Here is a 19,148-nt window from a genome sequence, read left to right on the forward strand (position 1 = left end):
GTGTCTCAGACCCTCTGGGGCGCAGGGATCATCAGCACCGCGTTTTGAGGTGCCGGGCAGACCGCCGCACAATCGCCGCAGCCTGTGCAGACTGAAGCGGCGACCTGCGGGATGCCCTCGTTCACTTCAATCGCACCCTCCACCGCGCAGCGGTCGACGCAAGTGGAGCAAAACAGGCTGCGGTACGCCAGGCAGTGCCGCCCTTGGATTACGGCCACCTGCGACGCGGAATCCGGGCTCGCACCATAAGTTGCTGGCGCCTTCGAGGGACTCCAAATGCCGGACAGCCATTGCCGCCGGCTGATGGGTGGTGCTGTGGAACTCATGGAGCCGGGGTCCCGGCGAGCGTGCCAATTGGCTTGCTTTCCTCACGCGGCGCTGGTTCCGGCACTTCGAGCGGCGACCAGTCGAAGCCTCGGCTGGGGGCGTGACACTGCGTGCAGTTCACCCGCCAGGGGTGGCTGGTGCGGAGGCCCTCTTTGCCGAGCGAGCCGTGGCAGGTCGTGCAGTCCGAGCGCATCCACACCGCGTGGGGGATGGTGGGCGGGGCGCCGGGGCCAATGCGCTCGCCGCGGCCGGGTTCCGCCATGCCGACAAACTGCGACTCGGTCACCTGTGCCGATGCCACCGCCCAAGGGGCGTTCTGGATGCTCTCGACGTGGCACTGCGTGCAGTTTGGCAAATAGTGGTGGCTCATCTTGGGCGCGATGACTTGTCCAACCTTGAAGCCACCAGAGTGGCAAGCCATACAGGCCTGGGCGTTTCGCTCGTCGATCGCGTGCGGCACCACTGGCGGAGCGCCGCTGAACGCCCGGCGCTCGCTCCGCACCGCCACGGCGGCTGCCCGCTCCTCGTCGGTGGCCGACTCGTCGCCATAAAACCGTGTGGGGTCGTCCTGATGAGTTGGTAGCGACTGCTTCCAGTTGGCGTTGGGTCCGCGGCTCACCGTGCTCATTTTTAGGTAGTCCACCACCTCCGGTGGCAGGTTTGCAGGTCGCCCGGCGGTGTCCTCCCGCGCTGCTTCGGGACGGTCAACCTCAGGCCGATCGCGCACCCCGATCAAGTAGCCGGTGACGGACGCTCCGATCACCACCGCAAGCGCCATGTGGCCGAGTCGTTGTCCCGGCGTTGCGACCGTTTTCTTGGGATCACTCACGGCTGAACCTCATCGCTGCTGTGGGGGTCGAGGTCGGCGGTTTTGGTGACGCGGGCGGCGCTCTTCTTGTAGTCGGGTTGCTTCGAGAACGGGTCGATCGCGTCCAGCGTCAGGTCGTTGATCGAAGCGGTCTCGTCGAAGAACGGCACAAACAGCGTTCCGCGCGGCGGCCGGGCACGCCCGTTCAGCCACACCGGCAGACGCATCTTGCCGCGGGCGGTACGCACCTCCACTTCTTCGCCGTTGGCGATGCCCATTTCGCGCGCGTCCTCGGCGTTCATTTCCAGGTACGCCTTGGGCATGGCGTTGGATAGCTGCTTCACCCGCCGAGTCATGGTGCCGGTGTGCCAGTGTTCCAGCACACGGCCGGTGGTGAGCATGAACGGGTAAGGCTCGCTGCAGGTTTCGGCGGGGTCCTGGTGGGGGCGGAACCAGATCAACGCGCGGTCGTCGTTGGTCACCGAGTGGTAGAACTGGAACCCCTTGCCGGGTTCGACGTAGGTGTCGGAGCCTTCGACGAACCTCCAGCGGGTCTCCTTGAATCCTCCGTTGGCGGTCTCGATCACCGGCCACCGCATGCCGCGATGGGCCACAAGTTCGTCGTAGGGCGCGACGTTCTTGTGCTTCATGTACGTGAACTGCCGGTACTCTTCGAACAGCGCCTTGTCGACGTTCACGCGGCCGTAGTAGTTCTCCCACTCCCAGATGGGAACTTCCTCGCCAGCCTCGTCGCGCACCGTGAACAGCCACTCGCCGTCCTTATCCTTGAGGCCCTCGAGGCCCAGCTCGAATAGCCGGCGAGCGACCGCGATGGTCTGCCAGCAGTCGTCACGTGCTTCGCCCGGTGGGTCGACCATTTTGAACCACTGTTGGGTGCGGCGCTCGCTGTTGCCGTAGACGCCATTCTTCTCCACCCACATGGCCGAAGGCAGCACCAGGTCGGCCAGTTCGGTGGTCGCGGTGGGGTAGACCTCCGAGACAATCAGGAACTTGTCGGGCTGTCCTTCTTTCGCCTTGAACAGCTTGTGAGTGTTCGGTAGCGATTGGCCGGGGTTGGTGACTTGCACCCAAATGGTGTTGATTCCGCCTCCCTCGGCCGTGGGCTTGCAGAACTCTTCGAACATCTTCACCGTGTGGAAGCCGATCTCCGGATTGAGCCGGCCCTCGGGCAGGTTCCAGCGTTGTTCGATGTCCGCGCGATGTTCCGGTTTGGCGACCAGTCGACCACCTGGCAGGGCGTGGCTCAGAGTGCCAACCTCGCGCACCGTGCCGCAGGCCGATGGCTGGCCAGTGAGCGACTGCGGCCCGTCGCCCGGTTTGCCCCAGTGACCGGAGAGCAGGTGGATGCCGTGCACCAAGTTGTTGATGGCCGTGCCGGCGGTGTGCTGGTTCATGCCCATGCACCACAGCGAGACGATCTTCCGCTTCTTGTCGGCGAACACCTTGGCGAGCATCACCAACTGCTCAACGGGCACGCCCGACAACTCCGACGCTTTCTCCGGCGTGTAGAACGAGACCAGTTCCTTGTACTGGGCGTAGTCAATCGGCTCGCCAAACAAGCCCGCCGCCCCTTTCTCGGCAACCATGGCGATATAGTCGTCGTGGGTGCAGGACTGTTCGGGCGTGCGATCCGCGCGGAAATTGCAGTGCTTGGCGACGAAATCTTCGTCCACTTCGCCCCACTCGATCAGTTGCTGGGCCACGCAGTTGGCAATCGCCAGGTCGCCGTGGGGCTTCATCAGCAAGTGATGGTCGGCGCGCTCGGTGGTGCGGGTCCACCGAGTACCGATGTCGATGATGTCGATCTTGTCGCCCCGTACGCGGCGGTCGACGACGCGGCTGAATAGCACCGGGTGCATCTCCGCAGGGTTGTTGCCCCACAGGATCAAGGTGTCGCAGGTGTCGAGGTCGTCGTAGCACGACGCCGGCTCGTCGACGCCGTAGGTGCTGAGGAACCCTGTCACGGCCGACGCCATGCAAAGTCGGGCGTTGGCGTCGAGGTGGTTGTTCGACAGCCCGCCGCGCATCAGTTTGTTGCCCGCGTAGCCCTCGGGGATCGTCGACTGGCCCGACAGATACATGCCGAACTTGGGCCCGGCCTCCATGATGCGTCGAGCGACGATGTCGATGGCTTCGTCCCACTCGATCGGCTCGAGCTTGCCATCGACTCGTAGCAGGGGCTTGGTCAGCCGGTCGGCTCCGTAGAGGATGCCGCCGACGTGATACCCTTTCACACACAGCAGACCGCGGTTCACTTCGGCCTGTTGATCGCCGGCGATGGCGACGACTTTGCCATCCTGCACGCCCACCTGCACGTGGCAGCCGGTGCCGCAGAAGCGGCAAGGCGCTTTGTCCCACTCCACGCCGGGAACGTTGGGGTTCGCGGGAACGGGCGGCTCAGGAGCGGCTGAACTCCGGGACGCCATGGACCCTGCAAGTCCACATGCCGCAGACATCGCGGCGACCTTCATTGCTTCTCGCCGATCCAAACTCATGACAGAGCTCCCTTGCCTTAGTACTTATGTCTAACCAATCGCACGACCCACGTGAGACGGCTGTCCGTCGTCTGCGGTCGTTGGGCTAACTTCGTCTTCCAAATAGATGAACGCGATATCCACCGACGTCACTCCTGGCAGCGACCACAGCCAGTCCCAGAGGGCTTTGTCCTCGCTCTTGCCCGCCGTGACGGTCACGATGGGCAATCGTCCCGAGAGCGCCTCGCCGCAGGTAATGCAGTCGCGGGTGCCGAGGGCGGCCAGCAGGGGCTGCAGGTCGGCGTCTTGGCTGGTCGAAATGACGAGTCCGCTGGTTGGCATGGCGGTAAGTTGCTGTGCTTCGGAGTGGCACGAATAGTGGTTCGACCGTGAGTCTACCGGCACTCGTGAGATAAATCAAGAAACAAAGTTCTTTTATTCTTGATTTCGGCGGCCGAACACGATAACTTAACTGGCATCACTCCATTCCTCGTATTAGGGACCCGCAGAAATGAAGCTCAGCCGCCCCGCTGCGATTTCTTGGGGAGGTCTCCTGCTGGCCGCGATTTCTGGCGTGGCGGCTGCCGTGATCTTGTCGGCTAGCGTCGAAAATGGCCCCGTGGCTGCCGATGAGCACCCCCAGGAAAGCACCCCGGCCAAGTTCGCCACCACGATCGTGGGCGCTAGCGAAGCGCCGGGCATCCCCACCGGCGAGGTCGATGCCCTGGGCAACCCGGTGTTGGCCAACTGCACGACCTGCCACGCCACGCGCGAGCCCAACCTCGCGATGAACGATGGCAGCCAGCTGGTCGAGTTCCACAAGGGGCTCACCACTCAGCATGGCAGTCTGCAGTGCGTCGCCTGCCACAACCCGAACGACTACTCTCAACTCCGTCTGGCCAGCGGCGAGGGGGTCGAGTTTACCGACTCCATACGGCTCTGTGCGCAGTGCCATGGTCCACAATACCGCGACTATCTGAATGGGGCGCATGGAGGCATGACCGGCCACTGGGATCTGTCCCAGGGGCCTCGGACGCGCAATCACTGCACCGTTTGCCACGACGCCCATGCTCCGAAGTACCAGCCTGTCCTGCCGGTGTTCCGACCACGCGACCTACCGGATGTAACCCACACGGAGGAACACCCGTGAGCGAGTCGAAAACCATCCAGTTGCCCATTGTCGGTCAGGTCGATCGTCGTACGGTGTTCAAGGTCGCGGGCGCGACGCTCGGCGCGGCGGCGTTCGCCAAGGCCGTGGCGCCGATCGTCGAGTGGGCGTCGCAGGACACCTCGGCCGACGAATTCCTGCAGAAGCACTTCAAGGAACTCTCCAGCGACCAACTCACGCAGGTGATGCATCGCTTGGAGGAAGAAACCAAGGAAGAGTACGGTGCCGACGTCACCATCTCGGACGTCCGCCCGCAGCCAGGCGTGAAGTTCGGCTATGCGTTGAACCTCTCGATTTGCATCGGTTGCCGCAAGTGCGCGGAGGCCTGCCATAAGGAGAACAACCACGATCGGGCTTCTGGCAACTCGTACATCCGTGTGCTGGAGATGGATAAGGGAAGCCTCGACCTCGAGAGCGGCAACGCGGACTACGACCATCCGGTTCGGCAGCCCGACAAGTTCTACATGCCGGTGCAGTGCCAGCAGTGCGACCACCCGCCGTGCGTGAACGTTTGCCCGGTGGAAGCGACTTGGAAAGAAGACGACGGAGTGGTGGTGGTCGACTACAACTGGTGCATCGGCTGCCGCTACTGCGAAGCAGCGTGTCCTTACCACGCTCGGCGGTTCAACTGGACCAAGCCCGAAGTGCCCGCCGAGGAGATCAACCCCGATCAGGGGTATCTCAGCAATCGCATTCGCCCTCAGGGCGTGGTCGAGAAGTGCACCTACTGCCTGCACCGCACTCGCGAAGGTCGCCTGCCGGCCTGTCTCGAAGCGTGTCCCACCGGGGCTCGGGTGTTCGGCAACTTGCTCGATCCGAATTCCGAGATTTCGTACGTGCTGCGCACGAAACGTGTGTTTGTCTTGAAAGAAGAACTCGGGACGCGGCCGCAGTTCTTCTACTTCTTCGATACTTGATTCGAGGCGATTGATGTCCGCTACTTTGTTCGATTCCACACAGAACTCGGTGGGCGACTTGCTGTCGCTCGTCAGCGTCGAGTCCGAGGCGACTGTGACCAAAGCGCTGCTGGATTCCGCCGCGGTACGCTTGGTGCTATTTGCGATGGACGAAGGGCAGAAGCTCACCGACCACAGCGCCTCGAAGACGGCATTCGTTCAGGTGTTGGATGGAGAGATCGAGTTCACTTTGGAAGGCCAAGCTCACAGGCTTGGCCCTGGTGGTTGGGTTGCCATGCAGCCTGGGGCCATCCACGCGGTCGAAGCCACCACACCCGCTCGATTCTTGCTGACCCTCGTGAAGGAACCCTCGGCATGAGCCAAGCAACTGCTGCGAACCCTGCATCCAGCCACGCGGTCACCTACCCGCGTTTTCTATGGAGAGCGATCAAGCTGTCGACCGACGGGCCGTGGTTCTTCTACGCCTGGATGACGTTGCTGACCGCGCTGTTTCTGGTGGGCGTTCACAGTTGGGCCGTGCAGGTTCGCGACGGAATGGTCGTGACCAACATGACCGACCAGGTGTCGTGGGGACTGTACATCGCCAACTTCACGTTCATGGTGGGGCTCGCCGCCGGGGGCGTGATGATGGTGATCCCAGCCTACCTGTACCACGACGAGGAGATGCACGAGGTAGTGATCCTGGGAGAGATACTCGCCATCGCAGCGATTGTCATGTGCCTGGGCTTCGTGATGGTCGACCTGGGACGACCCGATCGCTTCTGGCACCTGATACCCGGTATCGGCCGATTCAACTGGCCGATCTCCATGCTCACCTGGGACGTGATCGTGCTCAATGGCTATCTGCTGTTGAACCTGCACATCACTGGTTACTTGCTCTACAAGCGATTCCGCGGTGAGAAGCCCGACAAGAAGTGGTACCTGCCGTTCGTGTACCTGTCGATCGTCTGGGCGATCTCCATTCACACGGTCACGGCGTTTCTCTACTGCGGCTTGGGAGGCCGGCCGTTCTGGAACACCGCGCTGTTGGCGCCGCGATTCCTGGCTTCGGCGTTTGTGTCTGGGCCCGCGTTTATCATCGTCGCCATGCTGATTGTGCGACGCGTCGCCGGAATCCCCATTGGCGAGGCCCCGATCCGCACGCTTACCGGCATCATGCGAGTGACGATCCTGATCAGCCTGCTGATGGTGATCTCCGAAGTGTTCACCGAGTTCTACACCGGCGGTAGCCACATTGCGTCGGCCGAGTACCTCTACTTCGGCCTGCATGGATTCGATTCCCTGGTGCCGTGGATTTGGACGTCGATCGGCATGATGACGCTCTCGGCCATTCTGTTGCTCAAGCCGCGCGTGTACGACAACAAGCCGCTGCTGGTCACCGCCTGCTGCTTGGCGTTCGTCGGTGTATGGATCGAGAAGGGAATAGGACTCATTATCCCGGCTTTTGTTCCTTCCACGCTGCATGAGATCGTGGAGTACCTTCCGAGTCAGGCGGAATGGAAAATCACCGTCGGCATTTGGGCCTTGGGGCTGATGGTGTTTACACTGGCACTGCGTGTTGCTATTCCAATTCTGACGGATCAGGAGTCGCTCTATCTCACTCGAGGACGCAGGGCTTGATACGCTACGGCAAGACAACTCAAACAGCCATCGCCGCGATGAGTCGCCTAGCGGAGGTGCACGAGTCGGGCCAACAGCTCTCCTCGCACGATGTCGCGCGCGACCGCGAAATCGCCCAAACCCTGGCCGCGAAACTGCTCACCACGCTTTCCCAGGCGGGACTGGTCGCCGGGGCGCGGGGTCCAGGCGGTGGCTACTCGTTGGCCCGCCCGCCGCAGGAGATCAGCCTGATAGACATCGTCGCCGTGTTCGAACGCCCGGAAGGCAATCTGGTTTGCCCGTTCGGTCCCAACTGGTGCGGCACGAACGAGCCCTGCCCTCTGCACGACGACTACGTGGCTTTTACCGATCAGTTCGACCAGTGGCTGAAGACAACCACGCTCGCGGTGTTCACGGCCACCAAAAAGAAGCGGTCAAAGCGGAAGTAGCCGTCGATTGGAACCGAGTCTGCTGCCGCAGGATAGTCTGCCTGTCGCCAGCGGTGCTTTCGCGCGATTTGGGGTAAGATGGACCGCGCTGGAGATCGGCGATCGACACTACCAAACGCTCTGGGTAAAGATGAAGCGGCTGCATATCATTGGTCGAAAGAACCACGGCAAGACCACGCTGGTGGTGGAACTGCTGCAGGAGTTCGCTGCGCGTGGTCTGCGGGTGGGTTCCATTAAGCACACCCACCACGACCACCAACTGGACGTGCCCGGCAAGGACTCGCATCGGCATCAACAGGCGGGCGCGGCGGTAGTGGGCGTGTTGTCGCGCTCGATGAGCGCACTGTTCATCCCGACGCAACTCGGCAGCGCCGCTCCCGACCGCTACGAGGTCCTGGCGCCGGCGTACCAGCACTGCGACCTAGTCTTGGTGGAAGGCGACGTCGAAACCTCGTCGCCCAAGATCGAAGTTTGGAGGGCCGCGCAGGGCTCGGAGCCAATTGCCAGCGAGGTCCAGGGCGTTATGGCGGTGGTGACCGACGATGAGTGCCCAACTGAGTTGCCCACGCTGCCGCGCAGCGACGTAGCGGCCGTGGCAGACTGGATCCTCAACCACTTCGCTTAGAGCGCTGCAGGAGTTAGTCGCGCCAGATGGTCGGTTACTTTCCGAGGGGAAAGCAAAGCCGGCGGGGGGAGTCGAACCCCCAACCCCCGCATTACGAATGCGGTGCTCTGCCGATTGAAGCTACGCCGGCGAATAGACTCAAACCGCCAAGTCTACTGTGTTAAGTCCATTCCTACAATGGGGTTACGCCGCCGTAAGGTCCGTCGGCTGGGAGCCAACCGGGTGGACGGCCGGGCGCTGCAGAAAACCTCATCGGAATCTCCGCTTTTTGCCCGGATTGTGGTCGAAAATCACCCTCCGCACTGAATATCTAAGTGCAGGCTCGCGCTCAGGCGCACTAAACAAACAGACCCACCGGGCGGAATTGGGTTCACAAACAATCGATCGGTATTCGATCCTCACGAACCCCCTCTGCCTCAGCCTGATGGCGGCATCGCTGGTCGCTCGGCCGACCTCCTGCAAGCTTGTAGTGTCATTCAATTCAATTGGAAGTTCGATCATGAGACTTTGCGTTGCGTTCTTGATGCTGGCGACTCTTGCAAACGCGCCGATGGCCACAGGCGACGAGTTGCCGGTAGTGGACGATTGGAGCTATACCTTGGAGCGACCCAGCCAAGGTTGGCAGCAATCGGGATTCGACGCGAGCGGCTGGAAGACGGCCAAAGGTGGCTTTGGCACTCACGGAACGCCCAACGCGCGCATCGAGACCGAGTGGGCCGAGAACAACATCTGGCTCCGCAAGACCTTCGAAGTGCCCGAGGTGCCTGCTCGCCCTGCCCTGCTGGTCCACCACGACGAAGATGCCGAGATCTACATCAACGGTCGGCAGGTCGCCGACCTCGAAGGATACACGACCGAATATAAAGTGGTTCCGCTCTCCGGGCGCGATGCGTCGGCGTTGCGAAAGGGCTCGAATCTGCTCGCCGTGCATTGCCGCCAAAGCACCGGCGGGCAGTTCATCGATGTCCATGTGATCGACGCCGAGCACCGCCCGGAGTTGCCGGTTCCCGCAGCGATGACCAAGCCGTTCAAGAGTGACATGATCACCCGCTGGGGCGCCGAAGTCACCGCGGACAACGCCTGGACCGAATACCCACGCCCGCAACTCAAGCGTGGTCAATGGCAGAACCTCAACGGCAACTGGGACTACGCGATCACCAGTCGCGACGAGCAAGCCACTCCCCAAGCGTGGGACGGCGAAATCCTGGTACCGTTCTGCCTGGAGTCGAAACTGGGCGGCGTGCAGCGATTGCTGCTCGATTCGGAAGCCTTGTGGTACCACCGTACGTTCAAGGTCGACAACACCCAAGGCGAGCGCACCCTGCTGAACTTCGAAGCGGTCGACTATCGCTGCGAGGTCTTCGTCAACGGCCAATCGGTTGGCTCGCATCAAGGCGGGAACACCCCGTTCACGCTCGACATCACCGACGCGGTCAAAGCGGGTGAGAACACGTTGGTGGTTCGCGTGGAGGACGACACCGAGGAGTGGCAACTTCGCGGCAAGCAGGTCCGTAACCCCAACGGCATCTGGTACACCCGAGTCTCCGGCATCTGGCAAACCGTATGGCTCGAGCAGGTGCCCGCCAGCTACATCGAAGACGTCACCCTCACGACCGACGCCAAGGCGGGCAGCATCACCGCACGCGTGGACGTCGACAGTGCTCAGCCCGGCCAGCAGGTCCGCCTGGTGGTGAAGGATGGCGAGAAGACCGTGGCCCAGGCCAAAGGCCCAGTGGGCGAAGTCGCCGCCACGGTGCCGAGCGCCAAACTCTGGAGTTCTTCGAGTCCGCATCTCTACGACCTGCAGGTTACCCTGCTCGACGCCAATGGCGATGAGATCGAAACGGTGGAGTCGTACGCCGGCATCCGCGACGTCGGTACCAAACGCGACGCGCAAGGCAACCTTCGCTTCACGCTCAACGGCCGTACGATCTTCCATTGGGGACCGCTCGACCAAGGCTGGTGGCCCGACGGGCTGCTCACCCCGCCGTCGGACGAAGCCATGGCCTACGATGTCGAGTTCCTCAAGGCGGCCGGCTTCAACATGATTCGTAAGCACATCAAGGTCGAGCCGCGACGCTTCTACTATCACTGCGACCGGTTGGGCATGATGCTCTGGCAGGATCAAGTCAGCGGCGGCGAGTCGCCACGCTGGACGCACCTGGCGCCCAATCCCACCGACGCCGACTGGCCCGCCGAGCACCACCAGCAGTACATGACCGAGCTGGAGTGGATGATCGACGCGCTCGAGAGTCACCCCTCGATCGTGGTGTGGGTGCCGTTCAACGAAGCGTGGGGACAGCATCGCAGCGTGGAAGTGGCGAACTGGATCACCGACCGCGATCCCACGCGACTGGTGAATGTTTCCAGTGGTGGCAACTTCTGGCCGGCGGGCAATATTGTTGATCAGCACAGCTATCCTCATCCTAGTTTCCCATTCGACAGATCTCGCTTCGCCGAGTTCGTCCGAGTGGTCGGCGAGTTCGGTGGCCATGGCTACCCCGTGGAAGACCACCTGTGGTTTTCCGACCGGCGCAACTGGGGTTACGGTGGCCTGCCCAAGAACAAGCAGGAGTACCGCGACCGCTACGAGGAGTCGCTCGACCGGCTTGTGGAACTCAAGCAGCAAGGCATCGCCGGCGGCGTCTACACGCAGACCACCGACGTCGAAGGCGAGATCAACGGGCTGCTGACCTACGACCGCCACACCATCAAAATCCCCGCCGAGCAACTCGCCGAACTGCACCGCCGGCTGCTCGAAGGCGACGAATAAACTCACCAGCGATCACGTGCAAGCAACGGGCTGTAGTGTGGTCGCACTGGCCGTGAAGAATCCTCCCCCCTGACTCCACGGCTGGTGCGCCACGCTACTACCTGCTGCTCGCAGCATCGCGGATCGCTGCCTCTGATTCTTCGGTTGCAGTGATGCCCAATTCCACGCCAGGCAGCGTGGCCTCGAGCTTGTCTATCTCTTCGCGGGACATGACTTGTTCGAACGTGACCTTCTTGAGGTTTGGAAACGAAGCGAGTAGGTCGATGCCTTCGAGGCTCGGACCGCTGAGCTCAAAGCCAAGCTCCTCAATCGATTCCATTCCTTCGGCCGCCTTGAGCACGTCTTCGCTATAGGTGCAGTAGAAGTGGATCTCACGCAGATTCTCAAGCTTCTGGATGGGCGAATAGTCGAAGTTGGGATCGTAGTCCATGTCGAGGAGCCAGAAGTACAGACTCTGAATGTTCTTGCAACAAGCTTCGTCTGCGGCAATCGCCGGGATGATCTCTTGGCAACTGACATACACATCCTGCGATGCGCGTCCTTCCTCAACCGCTTCTTGCGCACTCTGCAGTTCGCGAGCTTTCGCCTTAGCCAGCGCCTCCTGCCGGGCGTGCTCGCAGCCGCTACGAATGGCGAGCGCCGCCACGACGAACAGCGCGCACCCGATGCCCCACCACAGCCACTTGCTGGTCATAGCGTTGCCTCCTCGATTCGCACTACGACGTATTCGCTTAGCCAAACAATCCGATCGCCAGGATCACCAGCACCAATAGCGCCCAGGCGTAGAGCACCGCGCGGTATACCAGGCTCATTCGACCCGGGTGGCGTAAGCGGTCGATGCGGCAGTCGTATTCCGAGTCGATACGGGCCATGTCCGACTCGAATCGTTCGCGTCGCCGTTGTCGAGATTCGGCGATTTCGCCGAACAGTCGCTCGGCGTCGGTGGAGATCAACCGCGGTGTATGAAGAGCCATGGCCTATCCGCTCTCGACCGAAGAGGGGAAACCAACTCCCATCAAGATAGCACTCGTGCAGTGCAATGTCGATCAGCAAATTCGGATTTTTGCACCCCTTTTGGGGGTTTACGGACTCGTCGCTTCGGCCATCTCCGCGTGCGACTCCTCGCCATGCAGCAAGGCGTCGATAGCTTGCCACTCTTGCGTGACCTTTTGCTTGTCGCCGTACGCGAACTGCTTCACGCGAGCCGCTTCGTGCGTGTAGTGCAGTGTGGTGACCTCCAACCCTCGCCGAGCCAGCGCGTCGTACACGCGACTCACATGGCGACCATGGTCGTCGACATACACCACCGCGTCGTACGGCTTTTGCGCCAGGTGCATGAACATCAGCAGCATTGCACCTTTGTGCTGCCCGGCGGTCATCAGCACCCCGTCGGCGTAGCTCACTTCGCGAGGCTTCTCCGGCAGGTGGAACAGCTTCAATTCGTGCGAAGTCAACCCAAACGCCGCTGGCGTGTCGACGTCGTACGGAATGAATCGCGAACCCGTCTCGTAAGGGCGGTCGCCGTTGCGCTCCAGCAAACGAATCGGCGGCGACGTCTTTGTAAAATCGTACTCGGCTCGCTTCAGTTCCCGCATGGTCGACGCACGATAGTCGTGGCCGCGCGAGGTCAGCACCAACGTGTCGACGCCCAGCGATTGAATCGCTTTCACCTGATCGGGCTGCTCCGCTTCGGGCGGGTGCATGTGCTGCGCGGCGAACAGCAGGCCCTGCACTTCCAGCAACTCGCCGAAGTCCTTGCCTACCAAATGCGGCGAATCGGGCTCGTGGTCCAGCAGGTACTCCTGCCACTCGAACCACTGATCGCTGCCCAGGTCGCGGTCCATCGCCAGCAGCGTGTTGTCGATGTCCATCACCACCAGCACCCGGTCGGCACCGTACTGCTCGGCGTACAGTCGCGATTGCTCCACCACGGGCGCGAAGTTTTCCGTCTCGCGAAAATCCGAGGCACTGCATGGCGTATTTGCCACAAATGCCGTGAGTATCAGTACCGCGGTGGGCCAATAAGTCCGATACGTCATAGAATGCCGGCAGGTCAGAGGTGCGATAATGTAGTAGACTTTCTAGCATACGTTGCCCCCTCTCGTTTCGCCACTACACTTCGCCCGATTTGCCCAAGGTAACAGCATGACGAACGATGATTTTCTGGCCGCCGCGATCGCCGAAGCCAAGCTCGGAGCCGAGGAAGGTGGAATTCCCATCGGGTCGGTGCTGGTGATCGACGGCGAAATCATCGGTCGCGGGCACAATCGTCGCGAGCAGCGGTTTAGCGCCATTCTGCATGCCGAAATGGACTGCATCGAAAACGCCGGCCGTCTGAGCCCCGCCGAGTACCGCCGATCGGTGCTGTACTCCACGCTCTCGCCCTGTGATATGTGCAGCGGTGCGTCTCTCCTCTATAAGATTCCCAAAATTGTGGTTGGCGAAAACGTCACGTTCCAAGGCCCCGAAGACTACGTCCGCAGCCGCGGCGTCGAACTCGAAATCGTCAACAACGAAGAATGCATCGCCCTGATGCGCGACTTCATCGAACACTACCCCGAGTTGTGGAACGAAGACATTGGCGAAGTGTGAATAACAAAGTACCCAAGTACCCAATTCCGAAATACCCAATGACTATCTAGCGAGCCTGTCTCTTCATTCATTGGGTACTTGGGCATTTCGTCATTGGGTATTTCAAAACCGGGTATTTCGGATTTGGGTACTTTACCCACCTCTACATCCTCCCGTGCAAAATCGCTTATACCGCGTGATGCCCGTTCCGCGGCTGACGCGGAGTTCGACCAGCGAGCCGCAGCGGGGGCAGAACTCCGGATCGCCGTCCGGCAGGGTACCGGTTTCTGATTTGTGTTGACACTCGGTGCACCGCTTGGTCTCGGGCAGATACTCTAGTCGCTCGGGATCGATCGGCTGGCGGCAAACCTCGCACAGCACGGCCGCCTGCCAATCGCCCGCGTCGTCGTCCCATTCGTCGTCGGCATCGGCGGCCGCCAGTCCCACTTCCTTGCACCCGGGGCAAGTCATTAGCGGAGCGTACTCCGCGAGCAGCGCCTCGACGATCGCCTCATCGGGATCCTTATCCCGCCGCAATTGCCCCAAGAGCCGCAACCGCGCAACCAGATCGTCGGTACCGCACACCGTGCGGAACCCACATCGTCGACATTGAAGAACCTTACGCAGCATGACGAATCGACCAACTCCTTCCGTAGCTTCCGTCGCCAGACGGAGGAGACCTTCCGAGGACCTCCCACCAATAACCAAAGTTCACTCAGCCTCGACCGAGCTTGGTCGAGGCTACCGCACGCGATTAGTTTTGGTCCAGTTTTGTCCCACCTATCGATTCATTGGCCCAAAACCCATGCGTTTTGGTCACACCCAAGTGGCGAAACCCCTTGTTTTACCGATCAAACCATTCGGGGGGTGCGACAAAACCCATCGCGTTGTTCCCCGCATGTTTCCGGTTGGCCCAAAACGATAGTCGCCATTCGCTCCGCGAATGAGCGAAGGAACCACCACGCGCAATTCCGAGTCACAGCCCAACGTGGCAGAAACGCGTCCAGATCCCGACAACACGTAGGTTGTCGGCTAGCAGCTTTCACCTACTCGCCTACTCACCTACCTATCCACACTTCTGTGCACCCCCATTGGATCAGACATTTGTCCAATTACAACCGCCATTATAGCTCGACTCTCCGAGTCGAAATCCACCACCGAAGAGCGGAACGCTGCCACCGCAGCGGCGACCACGGCACTTGTTGCAACTTGAACCTCTTCTTGTCGATTGGTGTCCCAGTGAAGTTCTCAATGCGCCACTGTCGCATGGCAGTTGATGATGGAAGGAGGTATGATTCGTCAGTATGGTTAAGAAGCGATCGCAAAGAACTTGTATCTACTGTGGTGCTAGTGAGCGTCTTTCAGATGATCACGTACCCCCGAAGAATCTGTTTCCTAAGCCGCGTCCTGCCAATTTGATAACTGTGCCGTCTTGCGAAGAATGTAATCGCGGCTTCTCGAAGGACGATGAGTATTTTCGATTAATGGTTGCAATTCGTGAAGACATCGCTGACTCGTCTCAGGCGCATAAGTTGCTACCAGCAATTCATAGATCACTCGGCCGAAGTCGTGGCAAAGGCCTACTTCATGGCTTACTCAATAGTAGCGAGGAGGTCGAATTGGTTACTCAAAGCGGCATCTTCTTGGGTACGTCTGCCAAATACAAGCCAGAATTCGAGCGGTTGAATCGGGTCGTCGAGCGAACAGTCAAGGGACTCTTGTATCGCCATTTTGACGCTCCATTACCATCAGGCTATTCAGTTAGAGTATTCAATGAAGATGGCCTTGAGGCCACTGAGGGAGCGTTCGTCGATGCGGCAAGGCAAATGGCTGCTAAGGTGGTTAGAAACCCGTGTCAGTCAATCGGGGACGGCGTTTTTCAATACTGGTACGCCAAAGTTGCAAGCAAGGACTTTTGTAGCATGTGGGTGATGACATTCTACGAGCGGGCAAGTTGGCTGTGCTTTGTATCCGAGAGCCCGTTAAACAACGATCAGGCGGGCCAATAATTCAGGGATACTTCATCGCGAACCGTTCGAATCACTTTGCCACCATCTGAATGTGGTATCACCGTCAGCCTGCGACAGTTGGGCATGCTGCATAAGTGCGCAGCACGCTACCGAAACGCCGTGATTGTTGATTTGCGGAATCCATCGCGTATCGCCATGGTTCCTGCTTCCGTTGCATTGCGAAGCACCCGAGGCTAGCGTCTACGGCTCACTGGTTGGTGCGTCCTCTTTGCTCAGAAACACAAACGTCCCCTTCTTATTCCCCACTACCAAGTCCGGTGTTTGGTCCTTGTTCAAATCCACCGCGGTTACCTGCGTGCCGACGCCGGAGTCGTTGTCGACTTCAATGGGGGTAATCTTGGGCGGGGCGTCCGGTTGGTGCTCGACCTTGAACCAATACAGCACCGGCGGGGCGCCGGCTTCGACGTCGCCGGTGGGGCCGTGGGCCCAGTAGCGTTTGCCGGTGACGATGTCGAGTGTGCCGTCGCGGTCCATGTCGGCTAGCGCCAGCGCGTGCATCTGGCTGATTCGCAAATCGGGCGACGCCATGTCGGGCTCGGGCGGTAGGATCTCACGGCGCACGAAGTGAATCTCACCGTCGCCGGTTCGCTTCTGCTCGTGCCACACCAGGCCGTAGTGGTGGCAATGCCAGGCGTTCACCACGTCCAACAGGCCATCGCCGTTGATGTCGAGCACGCCCATCTGCGCGGCCGCGTCGGCGAACTCATACGGGTGGCGTTTCCAGGGTCCCTCCGCGTTGGCGTCGGCCGGCTGCTCCCACCAACACTTCGCTTCGACGATGTCCATGCGACCGTCGCCGTTAATGTCGCCCGCGCCGGCCCCGTGCGTGAACTTGTGGTAGCCGCCTTGGGGACTGACCTTGTGAAACGTCCACGGTTGTTCAGGCAGCTCGGGATCATACGATCCGTAGCCGAGGAAGCCGTCGATGTTGAACACCAGATCGCGGCGGCCGTCGCCGTTGATGTCGACCCAGATCGGCGATTCGTTGCCGACGTTCTTGAGCGCGAGGTGCGACTTCCAATGGCCCTCGCCATCGCTGCCGGGATTCTCGAACCAGAATCCATCGGTGCCGGGGAACGGCACGCACAGTACGTCGGGCCACTCGTCGCCGTTGAAGTCGCCGGTGTAGGTGAGGAAGTTGTCGGAGTAATCGAGCGGGCTAAACTCCCGCACCTCGCGATACTCGTGACGCTGCTTGAAGTCGGGTCCCGCGTACCAGAACGGCCCGGCCACCACGTCGAGATGCCCGTCGCGATTGAAATCGGCGTAGTACGCGCCTTCGCTATAGAACTTATCGGACAGCACCAGCTTCTCGTACGCCTGGGGCTCCGCAGTCGCGGTGGATACGAGCAGCGCCGCCAGGGCGATCGTACTGAGACAGTGTTGGAGATTCATGGTTATTGCGCCTTCTGTTTTTCGTGAGCTGCTTGCAAGTAACGTCTCGCCCGCTCAATTGTACCAGGGTCTTGGTTGGTTTCGACGACACGCTCGAGCGCCGGGATGAACTCGTTGAGGTGGGGGTCGCGGAGGAAGTCATGCCGCGCAAGTTCCGCGATCGATCCGCCCGCCACCTGGCAGAGATTGGGCTCGTCGAGGTGCGGCAGCAAGAAACGTAGCGACTTGATCGTTCGCACCGCCGCCGCGCGTTGGAGCACCAGCTTGCGCTCGTCGTCGTGCTCGGCCATTTGGAAAGCGAGCGCGAGTTTCTTGAGTTGCTCCCCAGCCGGCATGGCGTCGGGCAGCGACACCACACGGATGTACGCCCGTAGGGCCCACAAGCGGTGGCGGTCCGTCGTGCTGCTGTTGGCGAGCTGCAGTAGCCGTTCGGACAGCGACGCGTCGGGCCAGTTGCAGAGCGCTCGCACGGCCGCGTCGCTGGGTGGCTGCGAAGTGTCGAGCGCGCTCAGGACAATACGCTGGGCCTCTGGGCCACCGATGCGACCCAAGAGCGGCAGCAGAGCGTTCTGGTCTGTGCTTGCCGCATCGGCAAACGCTTCAAGAACCGGCGCGGACCTGTCCGGCGACGCCGGAACTCGGCGGATCACCAGCATTACTGCCTTTTCGGCGGCGTCGCGCTCGCTACCTTGTTGGGCCGCGAGCACCGCGCGCGTCATGGCGGATAGCTGCTCGCGCCCGGCCAGCGTGGTGAGCGCTTGCATGGCGCGCTCGCGGACTTGTAGCGAGTCGTGCGTTGCTTCGGTCAGAACGATGTCGACCGCGCCGGGCATTCTTCGCGACTCGACCAAGGCAATCAAGTCGGCGCGCGAAGCTGGATCGTCCTCGGCGCGAAGAATCGCGGCCAGTTCCTCGTCGACGCCGGCAGCAAAGATGACGCCCAGGCTGTCGCGAGCGGCTTGCGCGATGTCGCCTTCATCCTTGGTGGCTGCGAGCAGTATGCGAATCGCCGCCCGGTCGCCCACCGCGCCGAGCGCACGGATGCCGGCCAGACGGATGATCGTGTCGTCGCTCTGGGCGGCCGTGAGGGCAACGTCGGCCAGAGATGCTTCGCGTCGCGAGCGAATCGCAGCGAGCACTGCGACCTGGGAATGCGCCGGGTAGTTGGAGAACTCGGCAGCAACGTGTTGCATCGCTTCGGCCGATAAACTGGGCAACTGAGATGCCGCCGCTTGTCGAGCTGCATGGTCGTCGCCGGCAAGAGCGTTGCTGAGCGTTGACGCGATCTCTCCGCCCGCCAGCTGAAACTCGCCGCTGAACGCCCCCACGCGCACGGAGTGTTCCACCTCAGGCTCGGTGAGCAAGTGGTACAACTCTAGCGCCTGCTCGCGTTTCCCTGCGCGACGCCGAGCGTGGGCGCACTGCAGCAGCGCTTGCTGGAGGTGCGAGCGATACTCGCTGTTGGCCGAAGTGTGAGCTTCCAGCAGATGTTTTTCCGCAGCGGGAGTTGCCGTTTTACCGAGAGCGATACAGCAGGCAGAGATCAACTCCGCATCGCCCTCTTGGAGTGCTGCTGCGAGAAGCTCGCCGATGGCATCCGCCGCTTCCGCGTCGCGTCGCGTTCCTAGCGTGTGGATGATGCCAATGCGGGTGAGTCCGTCGGTCTTCGCCAGGTTTTCGCGGAGCGCTTCACTCGCTTTGAGCGATGGCATCGACCCGAGCGCCATCCGCGCCGCATGCGACACGCCTGGTTCGCACAGCATCTGGCCGAGCAGCGGAATGGACTGTTCGGTTCCCAGCGACTGCAGTTGCCGGCACGCGTGTGACTTGTCGGCGTCCGACGCGTCGGAACGAAGCACCTCCAGCAGATCCGTTTCTGACCTTTCCGGCGATTGGCCAATGGCAGGAGCGTGTAAGCAACCAACCAGCAGCAGCGTCAGGGCGTTGCGAAAGGCGGTCGGCGTGTTTGTAAGAATCCACATGGGGTTGGT

The 19,148-nt window shown here is 61.2% G+C and carries 19 protein-coding genes and 1 tRNA gene; 9 read left to right on the forward strand and 11 right to left on the reverse strand.

Annotation, left to right across the window (positions count from 1 at the left end):
* Positions 1-5 precede the first annotated feature (5 nt).
* The 4 genes from ACQK2L_RS19360 to ACQK2L_RS19375 are packed head-to-tail and all read right to left on the reverse strand — an operon-like array spanning position 6 to position 3,972.
* Positions 6-326 carry a hypothetical protein gene (locus ACQK2L_RS19360; RefSeq protein WP_425398686.1) on the reverse strand — a complete coding sequence of 107 codons (321 nt, stop codon included), beginning with the start codon at positions 324-326 and terminating at the stop codon, positions 6-8.
* Positions 323-1,156 carry a nitrate reductase cytochrome c-type subunit gene (locus ACQK2L_RS19365; RefSeq protein WP_425398687.1) on the reverse strand — a complete coding sequence of 278 codons (834 nt, stop codon included), beginning with the start codon at positions 1,154-1,156 and terminating at the stop codon, positions 323-325. Before ACQK2L_RS19365 ends, ACQK2L_RS19360 begins: the two co-directional genes overlap by 4 nt.
* A complete protein-coding gene (locus ACQK2L_RS19370) occupies positions 1,153-3,651 on the reverse strand; it encodes a molybdopterin-dependent oxidoreductase (RefSeq protein ID WP_425398688.1) in 2,499 nt (832 codons plus the stop codon). Before ACQK2L_RS19370 ends, ACQK2L_RS19365 begins: the two co-directional genes overlap by 4 nt.
* 30 nt (positions 3,652-3,681) lie before the next feature.
* Positions 3,682-3,972 carry a hypothetical protein gene (locus ACQK2L_RS19375; protein WP_425398689.1) on the reverse strand — a complete coding sequence of 97 codons (291 nt, stop codon included), beginning with the start codon at positions 3,970-3,972 and terminating at the stop codon, positions 3,682-3,684.
* Between the two features lie 169 nt (positions 3,973-4,141).
* Here ACQK2L_RS19375 and ACQK2L_RS19380 point away from each other — a divergent pair, with 169 nt between their 5' ends.
* The 6 genes from ACQK2L_RS19380 to mobB are packed head-to-tail and all read left to right on the forward strand — an operon-like array spanning position 4,142 to position 8,388.
* Complete coding sequence (locus ACQK2L_RS19380; protein WP_425398690.1) at positions 4,142-4,780, forward strand: cytochrome c3 family protein; 639 nt, start codon at positions 4,142-4,144, stop codon at positions 4,778-4,780.
* Complete coding sequence (locus tag ACQK2L_RS19385; RefSeq protein ID WP_425398691.1) at positions 4,777-5,715, forward strand: 4Fe-4S dicluster domain-containing protein; 939 nt, start codon at positions 4,777-4,779, stop codon at positions 5,713-5,715. The genes ACQK2L_RS19380 and ACQK2L_RS19385 overlap by 4 nt, the downstream gene beginning before the upstream one ends.
* A 13-nt stretch (positions 5,716-5,728) precedes the next feature.
* A complete protein-coding gene (locus ACQK2L_RS19390; protein WP_425398692.1) occupies positions 5,729-6,073 on the forward strand; it encodes a cupin domain-containing protein in 345 nt (114 codons plus the stop codon).
* Positions 6,070-7,335: a sulfate reduction electron transfer complex DsrMKJOP subunit DsrP gene (dsrP, locus tag ACQK2L_RS19395; protein ID WP_425398693.1), complete on the forward strand. Its 1,266-nt coding sequence runs from the start codon at positions 6,070-6,072 to the stop codon at positions 7,333-7,335. Before ACQK2L_RS19390 ends, dsrP begins: the two co-directional genes overlap by 4 nt.
* A complete protein-coding gene (locus ACQK2L_RS19400; protein ID WP_425398694.1) occupies positions 7,332-7,763 on the forward strand; it encodes an RrF2 family transcriptional regulator in 432 nt (143 codons plus the stop codon). The genes dsrP and ACQK2L_RS19400 overlap by 4 nt, the downstream gene beginning before the upstream one ends.
* A gap of 7 nt (positions 7,764-7,770) precedes the next feature.
* The gene (gene mobB, locus ACQK2L_RS19405; RefSeq protein WP_425398695.1) at positions 7,771-8,388 is read left to right on the forward strand and encodes a molybdopterin-guanine dinucleotide biosynthesis protein B; all 618 of its coding nucleotides are present in this window, start codon (positions 7,771-7,773) and stop codon (positions 8,386-8,388) included.
* A 56-nt stretch (positions 8,389-8,444) separates the two neighbouring features.
* Here mobB and ACQK2L_RS19410 read toward each other — a convergent pair.
* Positions 8,445-8,518, reverse strand: a tRNA-Thr gene (locus ACQK2L_RS19410).
* A gap of 369 nt (positions 8,519-8,887) precedes the next feature.
* On the opposite strand from ACQK2L_RS19410, the gene ACQK2L_RS19415 reads away from it, so the two are divergent.
* Positions 8,888-11,161 carry a glycoside hydrolase family 2 protein gene (locus tag ACQK2L_RS19415; protein WP_425398696.1) on the forward strand — a complete coding sequence of 758 codons (2,274 nt, stop codon included), beginning with the start codon at positions 8,888-8,890 and terminating at the stop codon, positions 11,159-11,161.
* Positions 11,162-11,258: 97 nt separating this feature from the next.
* Here the strand turns inward: ACQK2L_RS19415 and ACQK2L_RS19420 are convergent, their stop codons facing one another.
* From ACQK2L_RS19420 to ACQK2L_RS19430, 3 genes are all read right to left on the reverse strand, one after another.
* Positions 11,259-11,855, reverse strand: a complete 597-nt coding sequence (locus ACQK2L_RS19420; RefSeq protein ID WP_425398697.1) for a hypothetical protein — start codon at positions 11,853-11,855, stop codon at positions 11,259-11,261.
* Between the two features lie 37 nt (positions 11,856-11,892).
* Positions 11,893-12,135 carry a hypothetical protein gene (locus ACQK2L_RS19425; protein WP_425398698.1) on the reverse strand — a complete coding sequence of 81 codons (243 nt, stop codon included), beginning with the start codon at positions 12,133-12,135 and terminating at the stop codon, positions 11,893-11,895.
* A 108-nt stretch (positions 12,136-12,243) separates the two neighbouring features.
* Positions 12,244-13,149 carry a DUF2608 domain-containing protein gene (locus ACQK2L_RS19430; RefSeq protein ID WP_425398699.1) on the reverse strand — a complete coding sequence of 302 codons (906 nt, stop codon included), beginning with the start codon at positions 13,147-13,149 and terminating at the stop codon, positions 12,244-12,246.
* A 157-nt stretch (positions 13,150-13,306) separates the two neighbouring features.
* Here ACQK2L_RS19430 and ACQK2L_RS19435 point away from each other — a divergent pair, with 157 nt between their 5' ends.
* Positions 13,307-13,753, forward strand: coding sequence for a nucleoside deaminase (locus ACQK2L_RS19435; protein WP_425398700.1), 447 nt, complete (start codon positions 13,307-13,309; stop codon positions 13,751-13,753).
* A gap of 132 nt (positions 13,754-13,885) precedes the next feature.
* Here the strand turns inward: ACQK2L_RS19435 and ACQK2L_RS19440 are convergent, their stop codons facing one another.
* Complete coding sequence (locus ACQK2L_RS19440) at positions 13,886-14,362, reverse strand: TraR/DksA C4-type zinc finger protein (protein ID WP_425398701.1); 477 nt, start codon at positions 14,360-14,362, stop codon at positions 13,886-13,888.
* Between the two features lie 674 nt (positions 14,363-15,036).
* Here ACQK2L_RS19440 and ACQK2L_RS19445 point away from each other — a divergent pair.
* The gene (locus ACQK2L_RS19445) at positions 15,037-15,741 is read left to right on the forward strand and encodes an HNH endonuclease (protein ID WP_425398702.1); all 705 of its coding nucleotides are present in this window, start codon (positions 15,037-15,039) and stop codon (positions 15,739-15,741) included.
* A gap of 201 nt (positions 15,742-15,942) precedes the next feature.
* Here ACQK2L_RS19445 and ACQK2L_RS19450 read toward each other — a convergent pair whose 3' ends face one another.
* Positions 15,943-17,157, reverse strand: coding sequence for an FG-GAP repeat domain-containing protein (locus ACQK2L_RS19450; protein WP_425398703.1), 1,215 nt, complete (start codon positions 17,155-17,157; stop codon positions 15,943-15,945).
* A gap of 2 nt (positions 17,158-17,159) precedes the next feature.
* Complete coding sequence (locus tag ACQK2L_RS19455) at positions 17,160-19,139, reverse strand: HEAT repeat domain-containing protein (protein WP_425398704.1); 1,980 nt, start codon at positions 19,137-19,139, stop codon at positions 17,160-17,162.
* Positions 19,140-19,148: the final 9 nt, after the last annotated feature.

This window comes from Aeoliella sp., assembly GCF_965227375.1.
Taxonomy (GTDB): domain Bacteria; phylum Planctomycetota; class Planctomycetia; order Pirellulales; family Lacipirellulaceae; genus Aeoliella.